A 15,884-nucleotide genomic window follows, 5' to 3' on the forward strand; every position below is an offset into this window, starting at 1 on the left:
TTCTTCCCTTCATACAGGGTCGCCCTGAGAAATAGCTGAAGGCCAGCCCACGGCAGGCTCGGTAAGCAGAGGGGAAATACAATCAAACGAATAAATATGTAAGTTGAAAGACTTTTTCAACAGCCTGAAAAGCAGATCCCCTCTCATCGGGATCCGCTTTTTTGAGCTGCTGTTACCGGCTTTGTTCTTCTTTCAGGGCAATGCTTTCTTGTTTCAGCTTATATTTCTGGATTTTACCCGATGCCGTCATCGGATATTCCTCGCAGAAGGTGATGAAGCGCGGGATTTTAAAGTGGGAAATGCTGCCGCGGCAATAGTCGCGGATTTCCTCCGCCTCAGCGGATTCGCCTTCCTTTAAGCGAATCCAGGCGACAATCTCTTCGCCGTACTTTTCATCCGGCACGCCGACGATCTGGACGTCGAGAATTTTCGGGTGCTGATAAAGAAACTCCTCGATTTCCCGAGGATATATATTTTCGCCGCCGCGGATAATCATATCCTTGAGGCGTCCCGTGATGCTGAAATAGCCGTGCTCGTCCTGTACAGCGAGGTCCCCGGTGTAGAGCCAGCCGTCGCTGTCAATCGCATTTTCTGTTTCTTCAGCGTTATTGTAATAGCCGCGCATGACATGGTAGCCGCGCGTTATCAGCTCACCCTGCTCGCCGTTTGGCACTTCTTCGCGCGTGCCCGGGCGTACGACTTTCGCCTCTACGTTCGGCAGCGTCCGTCCGACAGTGGAGACGCGGACGTCGAGCGGGTCATCCGTCCGTGTCTGCGTGATCACCGGCGATGATTCCGTCTGGCCGTAGGCGATCGTAATATCAGATGCCCCCATGTCGTTGACGACTGCCTTCATGACTTCAATTGGACAGTTGGAGCCGGCCATAATGCCCGTTCGCAGTGACGTCAGGTCATAGGAGGCAAAGTCCGGGTGATTCAGCTCGGCAATAAACATCGTCGGGACTCCGTGAAGCGCCGTACAGCGCTCTTTCGATACCGCATCAAGCACCTGTTCCGGATCAAACTCCTGCACCGGCACGATCGTAGACCCGGCATTCACTGCAGCAAGAATACCGAGCACGCAGCCGAAGCAGTGGAAAAACGGCACAGGAATACACATGCGGTCATCCTTCGTCAGCTTCATGCATTCGGCAATGTTCAAGCCGTTGTTCACGATGTTTGAGTGGGTCAGCATGACACCCTTCGGAAATCCGGTCGTCCCGGACGTATATTGCATGTTAATAACGTCGGACGGATCGAGTGACGCAAGCTGCTGATCAAGCTCCGCTTCGCTCACGCTTTCAGCGGCGCCTGCGACTTCCTCCCAGGAATACGTGCCCGGATAGCGGTTGTCACCAAGCACGATCACGCGCTTGAGATGGGGAAGCTTTTCGGACTGGAGATTGCCCGGCTCTGCATCCTTCAGCTCGGGCGCAATGTCATACAAAATATCAATGTAGGACGTTCCTTTATACGACTCCATTAAAATCAGCGTGGAGCTTTCAGACTGCTGCAGCAAATACTGCAGTTCGGCTTTCTGATAGCTCGTGTTTACCGTAACGAGCACCGATCCCATCAGGCCGGTCGCGAACTGGGCTTCTATCCACTCCGGACGATTGGTCGCCCAGACAGCAGCATGATCGCCTTTTTTCATGCCGATTCCCATAAATCCACGGGCGGTGCGGCGTGCCCGCTCGTAAAACTGCTCGTACGACAAGCGCAGGCCGCGGTCGGGATACACGACGGCCTCGTGATCCGGATGGGCTGCGGCTTTTTCTGCAAGTAAACCTCCGACTGTCACACTGCGGATCTCTGCCATATGTAACTAACCTCCATGCGGGATCTGAACACCCGCTCAGAATGAGTGCTGTTTCCATTATAAGCAATATTCTAACAAAAAGAAAACGCTTTCAATAAAATAAGACGAATGACTTATACCAGGTCGTAAAACGACAAAAAATAAACTGTCGAAAAATTGAAAACATATTGACACTTTTTATTGAAAGCGATTACAATTTAAGACATGTACTAGAACAGAATTTGGGAAAGGAGGAAAACTGAGTTACTTCGACTGAACGGTCAGTCAGAATTTCAACTATGAATGGGGGACTCCGCTTGAAAGCGTATCGTATGGAGGTCAGGTTTACGGTCATCATGACGCTGCTGCTCGTCGCTGCCGGTAATGTCGCGCTCTTCTTTTCCATATTTCCGGTAGAGGGAATGCTGTTCGGCTTTCCGATTATGTACATCATTCCAATTTTGTCCGGCTGGTTTGGCATTCTGTTTCTCGCCATACTCGCCAATCATTTCGGCAATAAGATAGATGCGGAAATAGAGAAGGCGAACGAAGAGGAGATTGAGGAGCTGGAACAGAGATCAGAAGGAATGGGGGAAATGGAAGATGGAAGAGACAGCATGGCAGTTAAGTAATCCAATACTTGGGATCGTCGCCATCGTCGCGATGTTTGTCTTGTTTTATATCGTCAGCTTCATTTCGAATAAAAAGAGTCAGTCAGTCGCAGACCTCTACGTTGCAGGCTCCACGATCGGACCGGTCACAAACGGACTGGCCATGGCTTCTACATACATGAGCCTCGCGACGTTTCTCGGTATTACAGCGCTGATTTTAGAGCTGCAGGTGCCGTTTATCATGCTCTGGATCCAGCTGATCTTATCGATTCCTCTTATTACGATTATTTACGGTACGAGCCTGCGGCGAATGGGAGCTTTTTCGCCGACGCACTTCATCCGTGAGCGTTACGGCGTGAGTGCCTCCATCATTGCCGCGTTGTTTATGATTCTCGTCTCGCTCATGTATGCGCTCGGGCAGATGATCGGGGTCGCCCTTGCGTTTGAAATGGCGTTTGGTATCCCGTATCTGCCAGGTCTTCTCGTCGGCGGACTGCTGATCGTCGGCTACGTGACGCTTGGCGGCATGGCGGGAGCATCGAACAATGCCGCGATTCAGATGGTGATCATCGCGCTCATGTTCATTATTCCGCTCGGTGCGATCATGAAAGCCGTCGGCGGAAGCGGCTGGTTTTTCCCGCCGCTACTCTATGCAGATATGGTGCCGGCGATGGTCGACGCGATGCCGGGATTCTTTGACTACCAGTTCTCGCCGAAATGGTACGTCAGTCTGATCGGACTTACAATCGGCTCGCTAGGACTGCCGCATTTAGCCATGCGGATTTACACAGCATCCAACCTGAAGTCGGCGCGTAATGCGATGGTCTGGTTTACGTTTATTATCGGGCTGGTGTTTTCTGCCACGTACGCGATGGGCTTTGTCGGTGTATACGCGACACAGACACAGGGAGTATCGATTTCGTCTGCTGACGCGGATAAACTAACGCTCATTTTGAACCTCGTTTACAATCCGGAATGGGTAACCGCACTTGTTATTGCAGGGGCGATCGCAGCCGGACTGTCGACAATAAGCGGAAACCTGCTCGCAATCGGCGCTCTGCTGTCACAGGACATCATTACAACGCTGAAGCCGTCCATTCCGACGAAGATGCGCGTGAAGCTCGGCTATGCTGCTATTTTCACCGGTGGTATTGTCAGCATCCTGCTTGCCATTAATCCTCCGGCCTTCCTCGTCGTCAGTATTTTGTGGGCGTTCGGACTCGCCGGGGTAACGAACGCACCGCTTATCATCGTCGGTGTCTGGTGGAAGGAAGCAAACAAGTACGGTGCTATCGCAGCATCGGTTATCGGCGGGTTTCTTTACATCATCGTTTCCCCGTTCGTCTTTCCATCTGTCGTCATCACCGGCCACGGCGTGACAGACGGAATGGGCTTATCCGGTGCGATGCTGGCAATTCCGATCAGCTTTGTTCTGCTCATCATCGTTTCCTACGTGACGAACAGAATGCCGTCCCTGTCCAGACACTTAACGCCTGACGCCGATAAGCGTCTGATTGAACGGATCCACGGCTGGTCAAACGTCAATCCAAAGCGGTACAACAGCCAGCTCGGAGCGGCGATCACCGTTATTTTATTTTCTGCAGTAGCTGTATGGGCATTGTTCCCATGGAATATGTAGGGCAGTAGTCAGGAGGCCGCTTTGATGACCGTAGCACGCATGCTGCTTATGCAGCAGGACGCGTATCAGACATTTTTAGAAAAGGAAAACAGTGCCGTGCTCGTCCGGCTGCTCGTGTTGACGGTCGGCCTGCTGTACGGCATTGCCGGCATTCTTGCCAACCTGTCGTTCATTGCCGACTTTGACGCAGCGTTTTTACAGTATGGATTAGCCCCGCTTATCTTTATCATGTTCGGACTCTTCACCGCATGGCTTTCGCGGCTCGGACTCGGACTGCTTCTCTGGGCAGGGGCACGGGGGTTTGGAGGACCCGGCCGCGTGCGGGACGTCAGCCGGATGAGTTCTGTCATGCTGGTGCCCGGACTGCTCGCGGTGCCGCTCATGACCGGGCTTGCCGGCGGACCGGCTGCGGCAGTGCTGACAGCGGCCGGCGTCGCCTGGATGACGCTCGCCGGGATTCATGTCTTAATGACAACACAGCAGTTTTCCACGACGAAAGCAGCGGCCGCTGCCGTTGCGGTCATTATTTTCTTTTCAAGCATCTTTTATTTAATTCTCCCATAGACAGACTGTGGGGTATCACCATGAGGAGGGGCATGTATGCAAACGACTGAACTGATAGCACCAGAACAATACAATATTTCCGAAGAGGTGGACCGCCACCAGGACAGCACGACGCTTGCCGTCCGCTGGCGCGACCAGGCGGGGAACCGGCGGGACGTGACGTACAAGGAACTGACGGAGCGGACAAACCAGTTCGCACGGGCGATGCAGTCGCTCGGTCTGCGGAAAGGGGATAAAGTACTCGTTCTGCTGCCGCGGATTCCGGAAGCGTACATGACGTATCTTGGCTGCCTGAGGGCAGGAATCGTTGCTGTTCCGTGCTCGGACATGCTGCGCAAAAAAGACCTGCAGTACCGGGTGGAGCACTCCGGTGCAAAAGCCGTGATCGCTTACCACGAAAGCACCGGCGAAGTGAACAGCATGGAAACGGAAGAGAAGCTGCACAAGCTGATCGTCGGCGGTGAAGAGAGCGGCTGGGAGCGGCTTGAATCACTTGCTGAACAGGAGTCTGCGGAAGCACTGAAGCTGGAAACGACGCGTGATGACATGGCATTTCTTTCCTACACGTCCGGTACGACCGGCAATCCGAAAGGTGTGGTGCACACACACGGATGGGGCTACGCCCACGTGCGGACCGCTGCGAGAGAATGGCTCGGCGTCCGCGAAGGCGACGTCGTCTGGGCAACGGCTGCACCAGGCTGGCAGAAGTGGATCTGGAGCCCGTTCCTCTCCACCATTACGCTCGGAGCAACCGCCTACGTCTACCACGGACCGTTTGATGCGGAAACGTATTTACAGATGATGGAGGACGAAAAAATAAACGTCCTTTGCTGCACGCCGACCGAATACCGGATTATGGCGAAGCTCGACAAGCTCGGCTCGTATGACCTGTCGGCGATGAAGAGTGCGGTCTCAGCAGGAGAACCGCTGAACCGTCCGGTGATCGACGCCTTCCGTGAAGCCTTCCGGATCGAAGTCCGCGACGGCTACGGCCAGACCGAAAACACGCTGCTCGTCTGCAACGTGCAGGGGATGGAAGTGAAGCCCGGCTCGATGGGACGGCCGACGCCGGGCAACCAGGTCGACCTCGTCGACGAATCCGGAAGTCCGGCACCAGCCGGCGAGGTCGGGGATATTGCCGTGCACAAAGACTGTCCGGCACTCTTCCGTGAATATTACCTCGATCCGGAGCGGACGCAGGCAGCGTTCCGCGGCGACTGGTATATCACCGGTGACCAGGCGGTAAAGGATGAAGACGGCTACTTCTGGTTCAAAGGCCGCAGCGACGATATCATCATCAGCTCCGGCTACACGATCGGACCGTTTGAAGTGGAAGATGCGCTCCTGAAGCATCCCGCCGTCCGCGAATGTGCCGTCGTCGCCTCGCCGGATGAAACCCGCGGCCACGTCGTCAAAGCTTTCATCGTGCTTCGGGAAAAAGCCGACAAGCCGGAAGACGAGCTGATCCAAGAGTTGCAGGATCACACGAAGCAGATGACCGCGCCGTATAAATATCCGCGCCGCATCGAATTCATGGATGAACTGCCAAAAACGACATCCGGCAAAATCCGCCGTATCGAACTGAGGCTGCAGGAGCTTGGAGAATCATAAACAAGAAGGAACCGTCCCGGCTAGCAGCCGGGGCGGATTTTTTTATGACGGAAGAACAAAGAAATTTTCGACAAGAACGGTGATTCCATGTGGCAAAAGCTGCACAGCACCGAGGAAAAGGAATACAGCACTGCCTGAACGTTACTCAGCGGCGGATAAAAGCGATTCAGGCAACGTAACAGGCCGTTATAACGAATAAAGCCACTTAACGCTCCGCAAAAGCTGCACAAGCCCGTCCAAAAACAACAATCCCGCCGTCCGGGTCCTTTCAAAAGATAACGACCTGAAAACACTTGCGATTTCAGCGTTTTTCCGCTACGTTAAGAAACGAACTTAAAAGAACGGAGTGACGTTATTTATGAGCATTTGGTTTACGGAAAAACAGACAGAGCATTTCGGCATCACGGCCGAAATTACACGCACGTATGTCAGTGAAAAGACAGATTTTCAACAGCTCGATATGGTAGAGACGAAAGAATTCGGCAACATGCTGCTGCTTGACGGCATGGTCATGACGACAGAAAAAGACGAATTTGTTTACCACGAAATGGTGGCGCACGTACCGCTTCACACGCACCCGAATCCGGAAAACGTCCTCGTCGTCGGCGGCGGCGACGGCGGCGTCATCCGCGAAATTCTCAAGCATCCGGAAGTGCAGAAAGCGACGCTCGTAGAAATTGACGGCAAAGTCATCGAGTATTCCAAGCAGTACCTGCCGTCGATCGCCGGCGCGCTGAGCGATCCGCGTGTAGATGTAAAGGTGGCGGACGGCTTCATGCACATTGCCGAGAGCACGAATGAATATGACGTCATCATGGTCGATTCGACAGAACCTGTCGGACCTGCGGTAAACTTGTTTACGAAAGGCTTTTACGAAGGCATCAGCCGCGCACTGAAGGACGACGGTATTTTCGTCGCCCAGACCGATAACCCGTGGTTTCAGCGTCAGCTCGTGGCAGATGCCTTCCGTGACATTAAAGCAACATTTCCGGTAACGCGCATGTATACAGCCAACATCCCGACATATCCGAGCGGACTCTGGACGTTCACGCTCGGCTCGAAAGTGTACGATCCGCTCGAAATAGAAGACGACCGCTTCCATCCTTTTGAAACGAACTATTACACGAGGCAGATCCATACAGCTGCCTTTGCACTGCCAAAGTTCGTTCAGGACATTACGGAGGGCAAATAAATGAATCTGTTTGATGATGGCTACTCCTCCGGAAAATTCATCATGGCGGACAAGTCATATGACGAGGCGGAGATCGTACTGTATGGCATGCCAATGGACTATACGGTAAGTTTCCGGCCCGGTTCCCGGTTCGGCCCGCAGCGCATTCGCGAGGCGTCTATTGGCCTGGAAGAATACAGCGTCTATCTGGACCGGCACCTGGAACATATCCGCGTGCACGACGCCGGTGATATGCTGCTCCCGTTCGGGAACGCCGCTAAATCGCTGGAGCTGATGAAGCAGTATACGGCGGGCTTGTTCCGCGACGGGCGCTTTCCAATCGGACTTGGCGGCGAGCATCTCGTTTCCTGGCCGGTGATGCAGTCCGCGCATGAAGCGTTCGACAATCTTGCGGTGATCCATATCGACGCCCATGCCGACCTGCGTGAAGAATATGAAGGAGAAGAACTGTCTCATTCGACGCCGATCCGCAAAGCGTGTGAGCTGATCGGACCGGAGAACGTTTACTCGTTCGGGATCCGCTCCGGGATGCGGGAGGAATTTGAGTACGCTGCGTCATCCGGCATGCACATGAGCCGCTTTCACGTAGCGGAACCGCTGAAGCAGAAGCTTCCTGAGCTTGCCGGACGAAACGTATACGTCACGATTGACATCGATGTGCTCGATCCTGCCTTCGCACCAGGCACCGGCACGCCGGAAGCCGGCGGAATTACGTCGGCAGAGCTTATCGAAGCGGTGCGCCTCATTTCCGAGTCTGACGTGAACGTGATCGGCTGTGACCTCGTCGAAGTGCTGCCAGCTTATGACCCGGCTGATCAAACGTCTGTTGCAGCTTCCAAGCTGATCCGCGAAATGATGCTCGGGTTCCCGACGCGCCCTTGATGAACCTTACTTTTTTCCGTTATAATAGTCTGGTTATCAAGAAAGGATCGGGTGAAACACTATGACACAAAACCGCATGCCGGTGGACATCAGTATCCGAACAGACATTAAAGATGGAAAACAGCGCGAACGGCACACGATGGAAGCATCAGGCGAGGTGCTTTGGCGCGGGGATATGGTCGTGCTGAAGTTCCGCGAGCCGCGCGAGGAAAATGAGGCCGGAACGGATCAGACGATGCAGTACCGTGACGGGCGTCTTTCTGTCCGGCGCGAAGGAGACGTGACGATGAACCAGCGCTTTATAGAGGGCGCGAGTACGGAAGGCACGTACAACAGTCAGGCGGGTCCGATGCATATGATGACGAAAACAAAAGAGCTCACATGCGACTGGGATGCAGCCGCGGGAGCCGGCGTCATCCGGCTCGTCTACGTGCTGACACTGCAAGGATCCGAAACGGGCACATATACAATGAAGGTAACGTTTGAGGAGGGAACGCCATGAGCCAGGTAGAACAGATAAAAGAAACGCTGAAGCAGGAGTTAAAGCATGCCGTCACCGCAGCCGGACTGGCCTCCGCTGAAGAAATTCCCGACGTCGTCATTGAGACGCCGAAGGATAAAGAGCACGGCGATTTTGCGACGAACCTGGCAATGCAGCTTGCCCGCGTCGCCAAAAAAGCACCGCGAGCGATTGCGGATGATATCGCAGCAAACATCAACTATGAAGCAGCGGCAATCGACAAGCTGGATATCGCCGGACCGGGCTTCATCAACTTTTTCATGAAAAAAGACTATCTGTCGGACATCGTGAAAACGGCGCTGACGATGAACGAATCGTTTGGAACGACGGATATCGGTGCCGGAAAGAAGGTGCAGGTGGAGTTCGTTTCGGCGAATCCGACCGGCACGCTGCATTTGGGACACGCCCGCGGAGCAGCCGTCGGCGACACACTTTCCAATATTTTGACAAAAGCAGGCTACGATGTATCGCGTGAATACTACATCAATGACGCCGGCAACCAAATCGACAACCTTGTTTTGTCGCTTGAAGCACGCTACCTGCAGGAAATCGGGCAAGACGCGTCGATGCCGGAGGATGGCTATCACGGAGCGGACATCATCGGCTTCGCCAAAGAAATCGTGGAATCCTACGGAGACAGGTTTAAGGATGCGGACACCGATAAGCGTCGTGCTTTCTTCCGCGACTACGGACTGAAGCGGGAAACAGATAAGCTGAAAGATGACCTCGCCGACTTTCGTGTGAGGTTCGACAATTGGTTTTCGGAATCCTCACTGTACGAAGAGGAAAAAATCCAGCCGGTGCTCGACAAACTTTCCGCAAACGGTGAAACGTATGAAAAAGACGGTGCCCTCTGGTTCCGCTCCACAGAATACGGAGACGATAAAGACCGCGTTCTTATTAAGCAGGACGGAACGTACACGTACCTGACGCCGGATATTGCCTATCATCAGGATAAGCTGAACCGCGGCTTTGAGGAGCTGATTAACATCTGGGGAGCCGACCATCACGGCTACATTCCACGTATGCAGGCAGCGATTCAGGCGCTCGGCTACGAGAAGGATCAGCTGACGGTTCAGATCATTCAGATGGTAAACCTGTTTGAAAACGGAGAAAAGGTGAAGATGAGCAAGCGAACAGGTAACGCAGTGACGATGCGCGAGCTGATGGAAGAGGTCGGCATCGATGCGACGCGCTACTTCTTTGCCATGAGAGCTGCAGAGACGCACCTCGACTTTGACCTGACGCTCGCAAAATCGGAATCCAATGAGAACCCGGTTTACTACGTACAGTATGCGCATGCCCGCATTTGCAGCATGCTTCGCCAGGCAGATGAAAAAGGCCTGAAGCCGGATCACGAAGCGGATCTGTCTGTGCTGACGAGCGAGAAGGATCAGGATCTGATGAAGAAAATCGGCGAGTATCCGGAAGCCGTTGCAGATGCGGCGAAGCGCCACGCGCCGCATCGGATGACGAACTACGTCTACGATCTGGCCCAGACGCTGCACAGTTTCTATAACGCAGAAAAGGTGCTCACCGACGATGAGCAGCTCACGAAAGCGCGGCTTGCACTCGTGGAAGCCGTCCGTATCACGCTTCACAACGCCCTGAGCGACATCGGCGTTTCCGCACCGGAAAAAATGTAAAGACATTCCGCACCGGCAGCAGATCCGGTGCGGTTTTTTTGCAGCTTGAAGAACATTTTTTCTGAGTCTAATGAACTTATTTTCGGTAATTCATAAAAAGCACTAGATGTACGTACCTCTTTCTGGTAAGCTGTACAAGGTATAAAATGAACGCAAGGAGAGTGACAGCATGCAGGACGTCATACTGGCTACGCTGGCTGGACTGATTGTTGGATTTGTTTTCGCATGGATCCGTCTTCCGATTCCTGCTCCACCCGCACTGCCGGGCATTATGGGAATCTTCGGCATCTACTTCGGATATAAAATATTTCAGTGGGTTTCCACTTCTTTCTTTGGCTAGAAAGACAAACCGCCTTCCGTGTCTCCGCGACGCAGAAGGCTTTTTTGTATGCGGCAGGATGAAAGGTCAGAGAAACAAACTGTTTAAGGAACGGAAAACGGTGGGATAGTGGGGATAGATAGACTCATAAGGAGCGTGAGCGCATGACCCACGATGCATGGATGCAGAAATGTGTGGAGATGGCTGTACAGAACGTGGAGGACGGGATGCCGCCGTTCGCTGCGGTAGTCGTAAAAGACGGAGAGGAAATCGCGTCAGCCGTAAACGACGGACCGGCGGAACAGGATCCGACGGCACATGGCGAAATACGGGCGCTGCAAAAGGCCGGAAAAGAGCTTGGATCAACGGATTTAAGCGGCTGTGTGCTGTATACGAACTGCGAGCCTTGTCCGATGTGTCTCGGTGCTGTTTACTGGAGCGGGATAAAAGATGTCTATTACGGACTCTCCATTGAGGGCCAGGCGGAGTTTGACGACCTGCCGAAGCAGATGTACGAGGAATACCAGAAGGAAAAAGGCAAGCGGTCGGTGCGGGTACGCGGCATTATCCCGCACGAAGTCGATCCGAGGGCGCCTTTTGTTAAACAGGAGGAGAAAGCATGAACGAGCAGGACAGTCAGTGGATTAACCGGGCTACCGCACTTGCTCGCGAAAACGTACTTTCCGGGCGCGGACAGCCGTTTGGCGCCGTCATCGTGCAGGACGGCGTGATGCTTGCGGAAGCAGTCAACGATATTGACCAGACGCACGATCCGACCTCTCATGCCGAAGTGGAGGCGGTTCGCAGAGCGTGCCGGCGCATCGGTTCACCGGAGCTTCCCGGTGCGGTTTTGTACACGAGCTGTTATCCGTGTCCGATGTGTCTCGCGGCGGCTTACTGGGCAAAAATCGACCGGATCGTCTACGCCTCGGACCCGGAGGACGCAGCCGCATACGGACACGATGCAGCCTGGCTTTATCAAGCGCTCAGCAGCGAAAGCAGCACCATCAGCATGGAACACGCCGGCAATCCAGAAGTGCTTCATCCCTTTTATCTGTACGAAAACAAGTAGCTTTTCAGGCTGTTGATAAAGTCTTTATGGAGGAATAATCTTGCATCTGCCTGTATCTGCGGACACTCGCTTTCCGGAGGGAACGGGCTCAGCTAACCGCTTCCTCCTGCTGTCGGAATCGCTGGATCTTCGCCTCGTTCTGATCCTCCCGGAGTCGAGTTCCTTCGACGTCGGTAGCTGGCAGTACGGTTCATATGTGTGGTTAGGCCTGCACGATCGGCTTCCACACAGATTGAACCTTCCCTATGCGACGTTTCGATGTTGAATAGGGATGCCAATTCTTCCTACAATTCAGTATAAAAGGTAAAAAAAGCGGTCGCACCTGCCTGTCGTGACGTTGTTCTCCATGAATCAGAGCCGTTTCCCCGATGTGTCCGGCGGGGACGCCCGTGGGATCAGCGCAGTCTGAAGATCCAGTGCCGTTCAGATCTGCGAACGGCATCAACGCACGAGCGGAGCCGGACTGGGTCTTGAAGGCTTCTCGCGAGAAGCCTGTGTCCGAGTGAAGCCGTGCCTTTCTTCCCTTCATACAGGGTCGCCCTGAGAAATAGCTGAAGGCCAGCCCACGGCAGGCTCGGTAAGCAGAGGGGAAATACAATCAAACGAATAAATATGTAAGTTGAAAGACTTTTTCAACAGCCTGGGAAAGCCCTGTCAGGTAATGACAGGGCTTTCCTTCTATATCTAGGCTCTCAGCAGCCGCAGGCCGTTCAGGATGACGAGAATCGTGCTGCCTTCGTGTCCGATTACGCCGAGCGGAAGCGTCAGCGACTGGGCAAAATTGGCGGTTAACAGAAACAGAATGACGGCACTGGAGAAGACGAGATTTTGAATCACGATCCGCCGCAGTCTTGATGAGAGGCGGACAGCAAGCATGATTTTTGAGAGGTCGCTTTTCATGAGCACCATATCCGCGGTATCAACGGCGACATCAGTCCCGGATCCCATGGCGATGCCGATATCGGCTTTTGCCATTGCCGGCGCATCGTTCACGCCGTCACCGATCATGACAACGGCACCCTTTTCCCGCCTCAGCCGTTCGATCTCGGTGACCTTCTGCTCCGGCATGCAGCGGGAAACCCAGGAACGGATGCCCGTTTCCGAAGCGATCGCCTTCGCGGTTTCTTCATTATCCCCGGTGATCATCACCGTTTCGATTCCATATTTTGTCATCTCTTTTACGAACGCAGCTGCCTCAGGACGAACTTCATCTTTTAAGGCGATCATCAGCCTCGGCGTGTTATCCTGAAGCGCGAAAATGACGGTATGTCCGGTGCTCGTCCAGGCACGATGCTGCCTGCGCGCTTCTTCAGGCCAGCTGTCTGCACGGGCCCATGTTTCGTTGCCGATCTGCCAGATTCCATCCTCAAACGCTGCTTCAATGCCTTTCCCTGTATGACTTGTCGTCGTAAGCGGAGAGCGGAGCTGAATCCCCTTACGCGAAGCATACGATGTGACAGCGCGGGCGAGCGGATGGGACGATTCCGCTTCCGTTCCGGCAACGGCGGCAAGAGCCTGCTCCTCTGAGCCGTTCAGCGCGTAAACGTTTGTTACGCGTGGACTTCCTTTCGTTAGCGTCCCAGTCTTGTCAACGGCGATCACATTTGTTTTCACCAGCTGTTCGAGCGGAATACCGCCCTTGGTCAGCAGGCCGAAGCGGGCCCCGGTGGAAATCGCGGAGAGCAGCGCAGGCATAATGGAGGCAACGACGGCGCATGGGGAAGCAACGACTAGCATGACCATCGCCCGGTAAAAGGTCGCTTCAAACGGTGCCTGCCAGAGAAGCGGGGGGAGGGCAATGAGCAGTGCGGTGGCGATTAAAACCGTAATGACGTAAGGGCCTTCGATCCGTTCAATAAAGCGCTGGGCCGGCGGACGGCTCGTTTTCGCTTCATCGACGAGAGCGATCATTTTTTGAAACAGCGAATCTTTGTTTTCGCGGGTGACTTCCACTTCCAGCGTCCCGCTGCCGTTCATCGTTCCATTAAATACGTCACTTCCGTCCAGCTTTTCAACCGGGACCGGTTCACCGGTGATCGCCGATTCATCGACCGCAGAGGCGCCGCGCCGGACGATACCATCGGCCGGAATGCGTTCCCCGTTGCGGACGAGGACCACGTCCCCCCGGCGGAGCGAATCGACGGGGACAGTGACGGTTTTCCCATTTGTCACAAGTACCGCCTGTTCCGGTGCAAGCTTTACCAGTTCGGAAAGATCTTTCTCACTTTTCTGGAGCGTGTACGTTTCCAGAGCACCGCTCATGGCGAAAATAAAAATAAGGATGGCGCCTTCACTCCAGTAGCCGATCGAGGCGGCGCCAAGGGCAGCAAGAATCATGAGAATTTCCACGTTCAGCGAGCGGTCGTGTATCAGGTCGGTCAACCCTTCGCGAGCCTTAAAATAGCCGCCTACTCCATAAGAGAGAATATAGAAAAAGACTGCAAGTTCCACTGGACCGGCTGCAAGACCGGCCAGAAAAAACAGACCGCCGGCAATGGCGAAAACAAGCTCCTTATGGGCAAGCAGGCGAGGGCGTCGAAACGGCTGATTAAGAGCAGTTGATGAGACAGTCATGCGGTACCCTCCTCGGTATATGAGAAAGAGAATCATCCTCACTGATCTGCTGAAACGAGAAATTGCTGCCGCCCGGAAGGACAGCAGCAACTAATCATGTAATCTTGGTGCCGATTCATGGTGTTAATAATATTTACCCCATCCTCGCCTTTATAAACGCATTTACATCCACGAAGATATGAGCGTAGCTGTTTTTTCGCGCAGACGGTCGGGCCACGTCCGGCTGCTTAGAAGATGGTACGTAATCGGCTCGCCATACTCATAAAAGTCGGAGTCGAGTCCGGGTCTGATGGATGTAATCCAGCTGCGGTCGCGAATCGTGCAGGAAGCTTCGTGATTAATATAGAAGCTTCTCATATCAAAGTTAGCTGTCGTAATGTCAATCACATGATCGTCGATTAGAATCACTTTGGCATGATAAAATCCTTCTGCAAACTGCCGTACTTCCACGCCGGCATCAAGAAGCTCCCGGAAATAAGGAAAGGCTGCGTCCTTTACGAGCGGATGATCCGGGTGCTTCGGAATGAGAATACGGACCTTGATGCCGCGTTGAGCAAGTCGAATCACTTCGCGATGCATATCAGCTCCCGGAATGTAGTAGGGAGTGCCGATAAACACGGACGTTTCAGCTTCTGCAAACAGCTCTTTCAAATGATCCGTTACATGGGCACCATCCGTGGAGCGGAACTCGAGTGGAGTCGGATCGCTGTCCGCTTCGACGGGATCCGGGATTGTCAGTGGTTCACGCGTATCGGTCTGCCAGTCGCGGGCGAACTGCCGGCTTAACGCCGGAATCGCAGCACCGGTCACATACAGATGATAGTCGCGCCAAATACCGATGCGCGGGTCGCTGCCTGCGTATTCATTGCCGGCGTTAAAGCCGCCGATATACGCGTGTTTATTGTCGATCACCGTCACTTTCCGGTGATTCCGCTCATTAATGGAGTAAAATAAAAACGGGAGCCTCGGTTTCTGCGCGTAGGAAAAGAGCACGCCGGATTTTTTGAGCTCCCGTCTCGTACGAAGCGGCAGTCGGGCGCCGACCCAGTCGAGCAACAGCCGGACGTCAAGCCCCTCCGATGCTTTTTGCATGAGGACATCGAGAAATTCCCGGCCGACATCGTCATCGCGAAAGATATAAAAGTGCATGTGAATACACGTATCCGCCTGCTTCATTTTTTGAAGCATGTGCGTAAATAGTTCATCTCCCTGATTAAAAAATGCAGCGTTCCCACTTGTTTTCACAGGCGGAGCAGGTTCGCCGCTGCGGCGCTTATGACGCTTTTTTCCAATGTATAAATCGAGCGATATCCAGGCCAGCATAGCTGCGAGGCCCCAGCGAAGTTTTCTCATCTTACATCCCCCTCGTTGTGACTGCTTTCGTTATCTTCCCGTTTTTAAAGTACATTAATCTAACGAGACAGGTCAAAAATGGAAAAGAAAGCGCTTTCCAAAA

The 15,884-nt window shown here is 53.7% G+C and carries 15 protein-coding genes; 11 read left to right on the forward strand and 4 right to left on the reverse strand.

From position 1 onward, the window contains the following. Positions 1-172: 172 nt before the first annotated feature. On the reverse strand, positions 173-1,810 hold the full coding sequence (locus HCN83_RS07085; protein WP_168006012.1) for an AMP-binding protein: 1,638 nt from the start codon (positions 1,808-1,810) through the stop codon (positions 173-175). Positions 1,811-2,115: 305 nt separating this feature from the next. Between HCN83_RS07085 and HCN83_RS07090 the strand changes: the two genes are divergently transcribed. The 11 genes from HCN83_RS07090 (at position 2,116) to HCN83_RS07140 (ending at position 11,854) form a co-directional block, all read left to right on the forward strand. Then, entirely contained in the window at positions 2,116-2,430 is a 315-nt protein-coding gene (locus HCN83_RS07090; RefSeq protein ID WP_246238135.1) for a hypothetical protein, read from the forward strand. After that, positions 2,402-4,048, forward strand: a complete 1,647-nt coding sequence (locus tag HCN83_RS07095; protein WP_168005839.1) for a solute symporter family protein — start codon at positions 2,402-2,404, stop codon at positions 4,046-4,048. The genes HCN83_RS07090 and HCN83_RS07095 overlap by 29 nt, the downstream gene beginning before the upstream one ends. Positions 4,049-4,072: 24 nt before the next feature. Further along, a complete protein-coding gene (locus tag HCN83_RS07100) occupies positions 4,073-4,612 on the forward strand; it encodes a YIP1 family protein (RefSeq protein WP_168005840.1) in 540 nt (179 codons plus the stop codon). Between the two features lie 36 nt (positions 4,613-4,648). Next, entirely contained in the window at positions 4,649-6,223 is a 1,575-nt protein-coding gene (gene mbcS, locus HCN83_RS07105; protein WP_168005841.1) for an acyl-CoA synthetase MbcS, read from the forward strand. A gap of 358 nt (positions 6,224-6,581) precedes the next feature. Continuing rightward, positions 6,582-7,415 (forward strand): polyamine aminopropyltransferase, encoded by an 834-nt coding sequence (gene speE, locus HCN83_RS07110; protein WP_168005843.1) that lies wholly within the window; start codon positions 6,582-6,584, stop codon positions 7,413-7,415. Further along, complete coding sequence (gene speB / locus HCN83_RS07115; protein ID WP_168005845.1) at positions 7,416-8,297, forward strand: agmatinase; 882 nt, start codon at positions 7,416-7,418, stop codon at positions 8,295-8,297. Between the two features lie 61 nt (positions 8,298-8,358). Further along, positions 8,359-8,799, forward strand: coding sequence for a DUF1934 domain-containing protein (locus tag HCN83_RS07120; RefSeq protein WP_168005847.1), 441 nt, complete (start codon positions 8,359-8,361; stop codon positions 8,797-8,799). Beyond that, on the forward strand, positions 8,796-10,463 hold the full coding sequence (gene argS / locus HCN83_RS07125) for an arginine--tRNA ligase (protein ID WP_168005849.1): 1,668 nt from the start codon (positions 8,796-8,798) through the stop codon (positions 10,461-10,463). Before HCN83_RS07120 ends, argS begins: the two co-directional genes overlap by 4 nt. A gap of 169 nt (positions 10,464-10,632) precedes the next feature. Continuing rightward, positions 10,633-10,803, forward strand: coding sequence for a XapX domain-containing protein (locus tag HCN83_RS07130; protein ID WP_168005851.1), 171 nt, complete (start codon positions 10,633-10,635; stop codon positions 10,801-10,803). A 143-nt stretch (positions 10,804-10,946) separates the two neighbouring features. Further along, complete coding sequence (locus HCN83_RS07135) at positions 10,947-11,405, forward strand: nucleoside deaminase (protein WP_168005853.1); 459 nt, start codon at positions 10,947-10,949, stop codon at positions 11,403-11,405. Further along, a complete protein-coding gene (locus HCN83_RS07140; RefSeq protein WP_168005855.1) occupies positions 11,402-11,854 on the forward strand; it encodes a nucleoside deaminase in 453 nt (150 codons plus the stop codon). The genes HCN83_RS07135 and HCN83_RS07140 overlap by 4 nt, the downstream gene beginning before the upstream one ends. Positions 11,855-12,056: 202 nt before the next feature. Here HCN83_RS07140 and HCN83_RS07145 read toward each other — a convergent pair whose 3' ends face one another. The 3 genes from HCN83_RS07145 to HCN83_RS07155 all read right to left on the reverse strand — a co-directional run bounded on the left by HCN83_RS07145 (position 12,057) and on the right by HCN83_RS07155 (position 15,781). Then, a complete protein-coding gene (locus HCN83_RS07145; RefSeq protein ID WP_168004821.1) occupies positions 12,057-12,296 on the reverse strand; it encodes a hypothetical protein in 240 nt (79 codons plus the stop codon). A 242-nt stretch (positions 12,297-12,538) separates the two neighbouring features. Then, positions 12,539-14,428 carry a heavy metal translocating P-type ATPase gene (locus HCN83_RS07150; protein WP_168005857.1) on the reverse strand — a complete coding sequence of 630 codons (1,890 nt, stop codon included), beginning with the start codon at positions 14,426-14,428 and terminating at the stop codon, positions 12,539-12,541. 162 nt (positions 14,429-14,590) lie between these two features. Beyond that, entirely contained in the window at positions 14,591-15,781 is a 1,191-nt protein-coding gene (locus tag HCN83_RS07155; protein WP_168005859.1) for a phospholipase D-like domain-containing protein, read from the reverse strand. Between the last annotated feature and the right edge of the window lie 103 nt (positions 15,782-15,884).

The organism is Alkalicoccus luteus (assembly GCF_012034335.1).
Classification (GTDB): Bacteria; Bacillota; Bacilli; order Bacillales; family Salisediminibacteriaceae; genus Alkalicoccus; species Alkalicoccus luteus_A.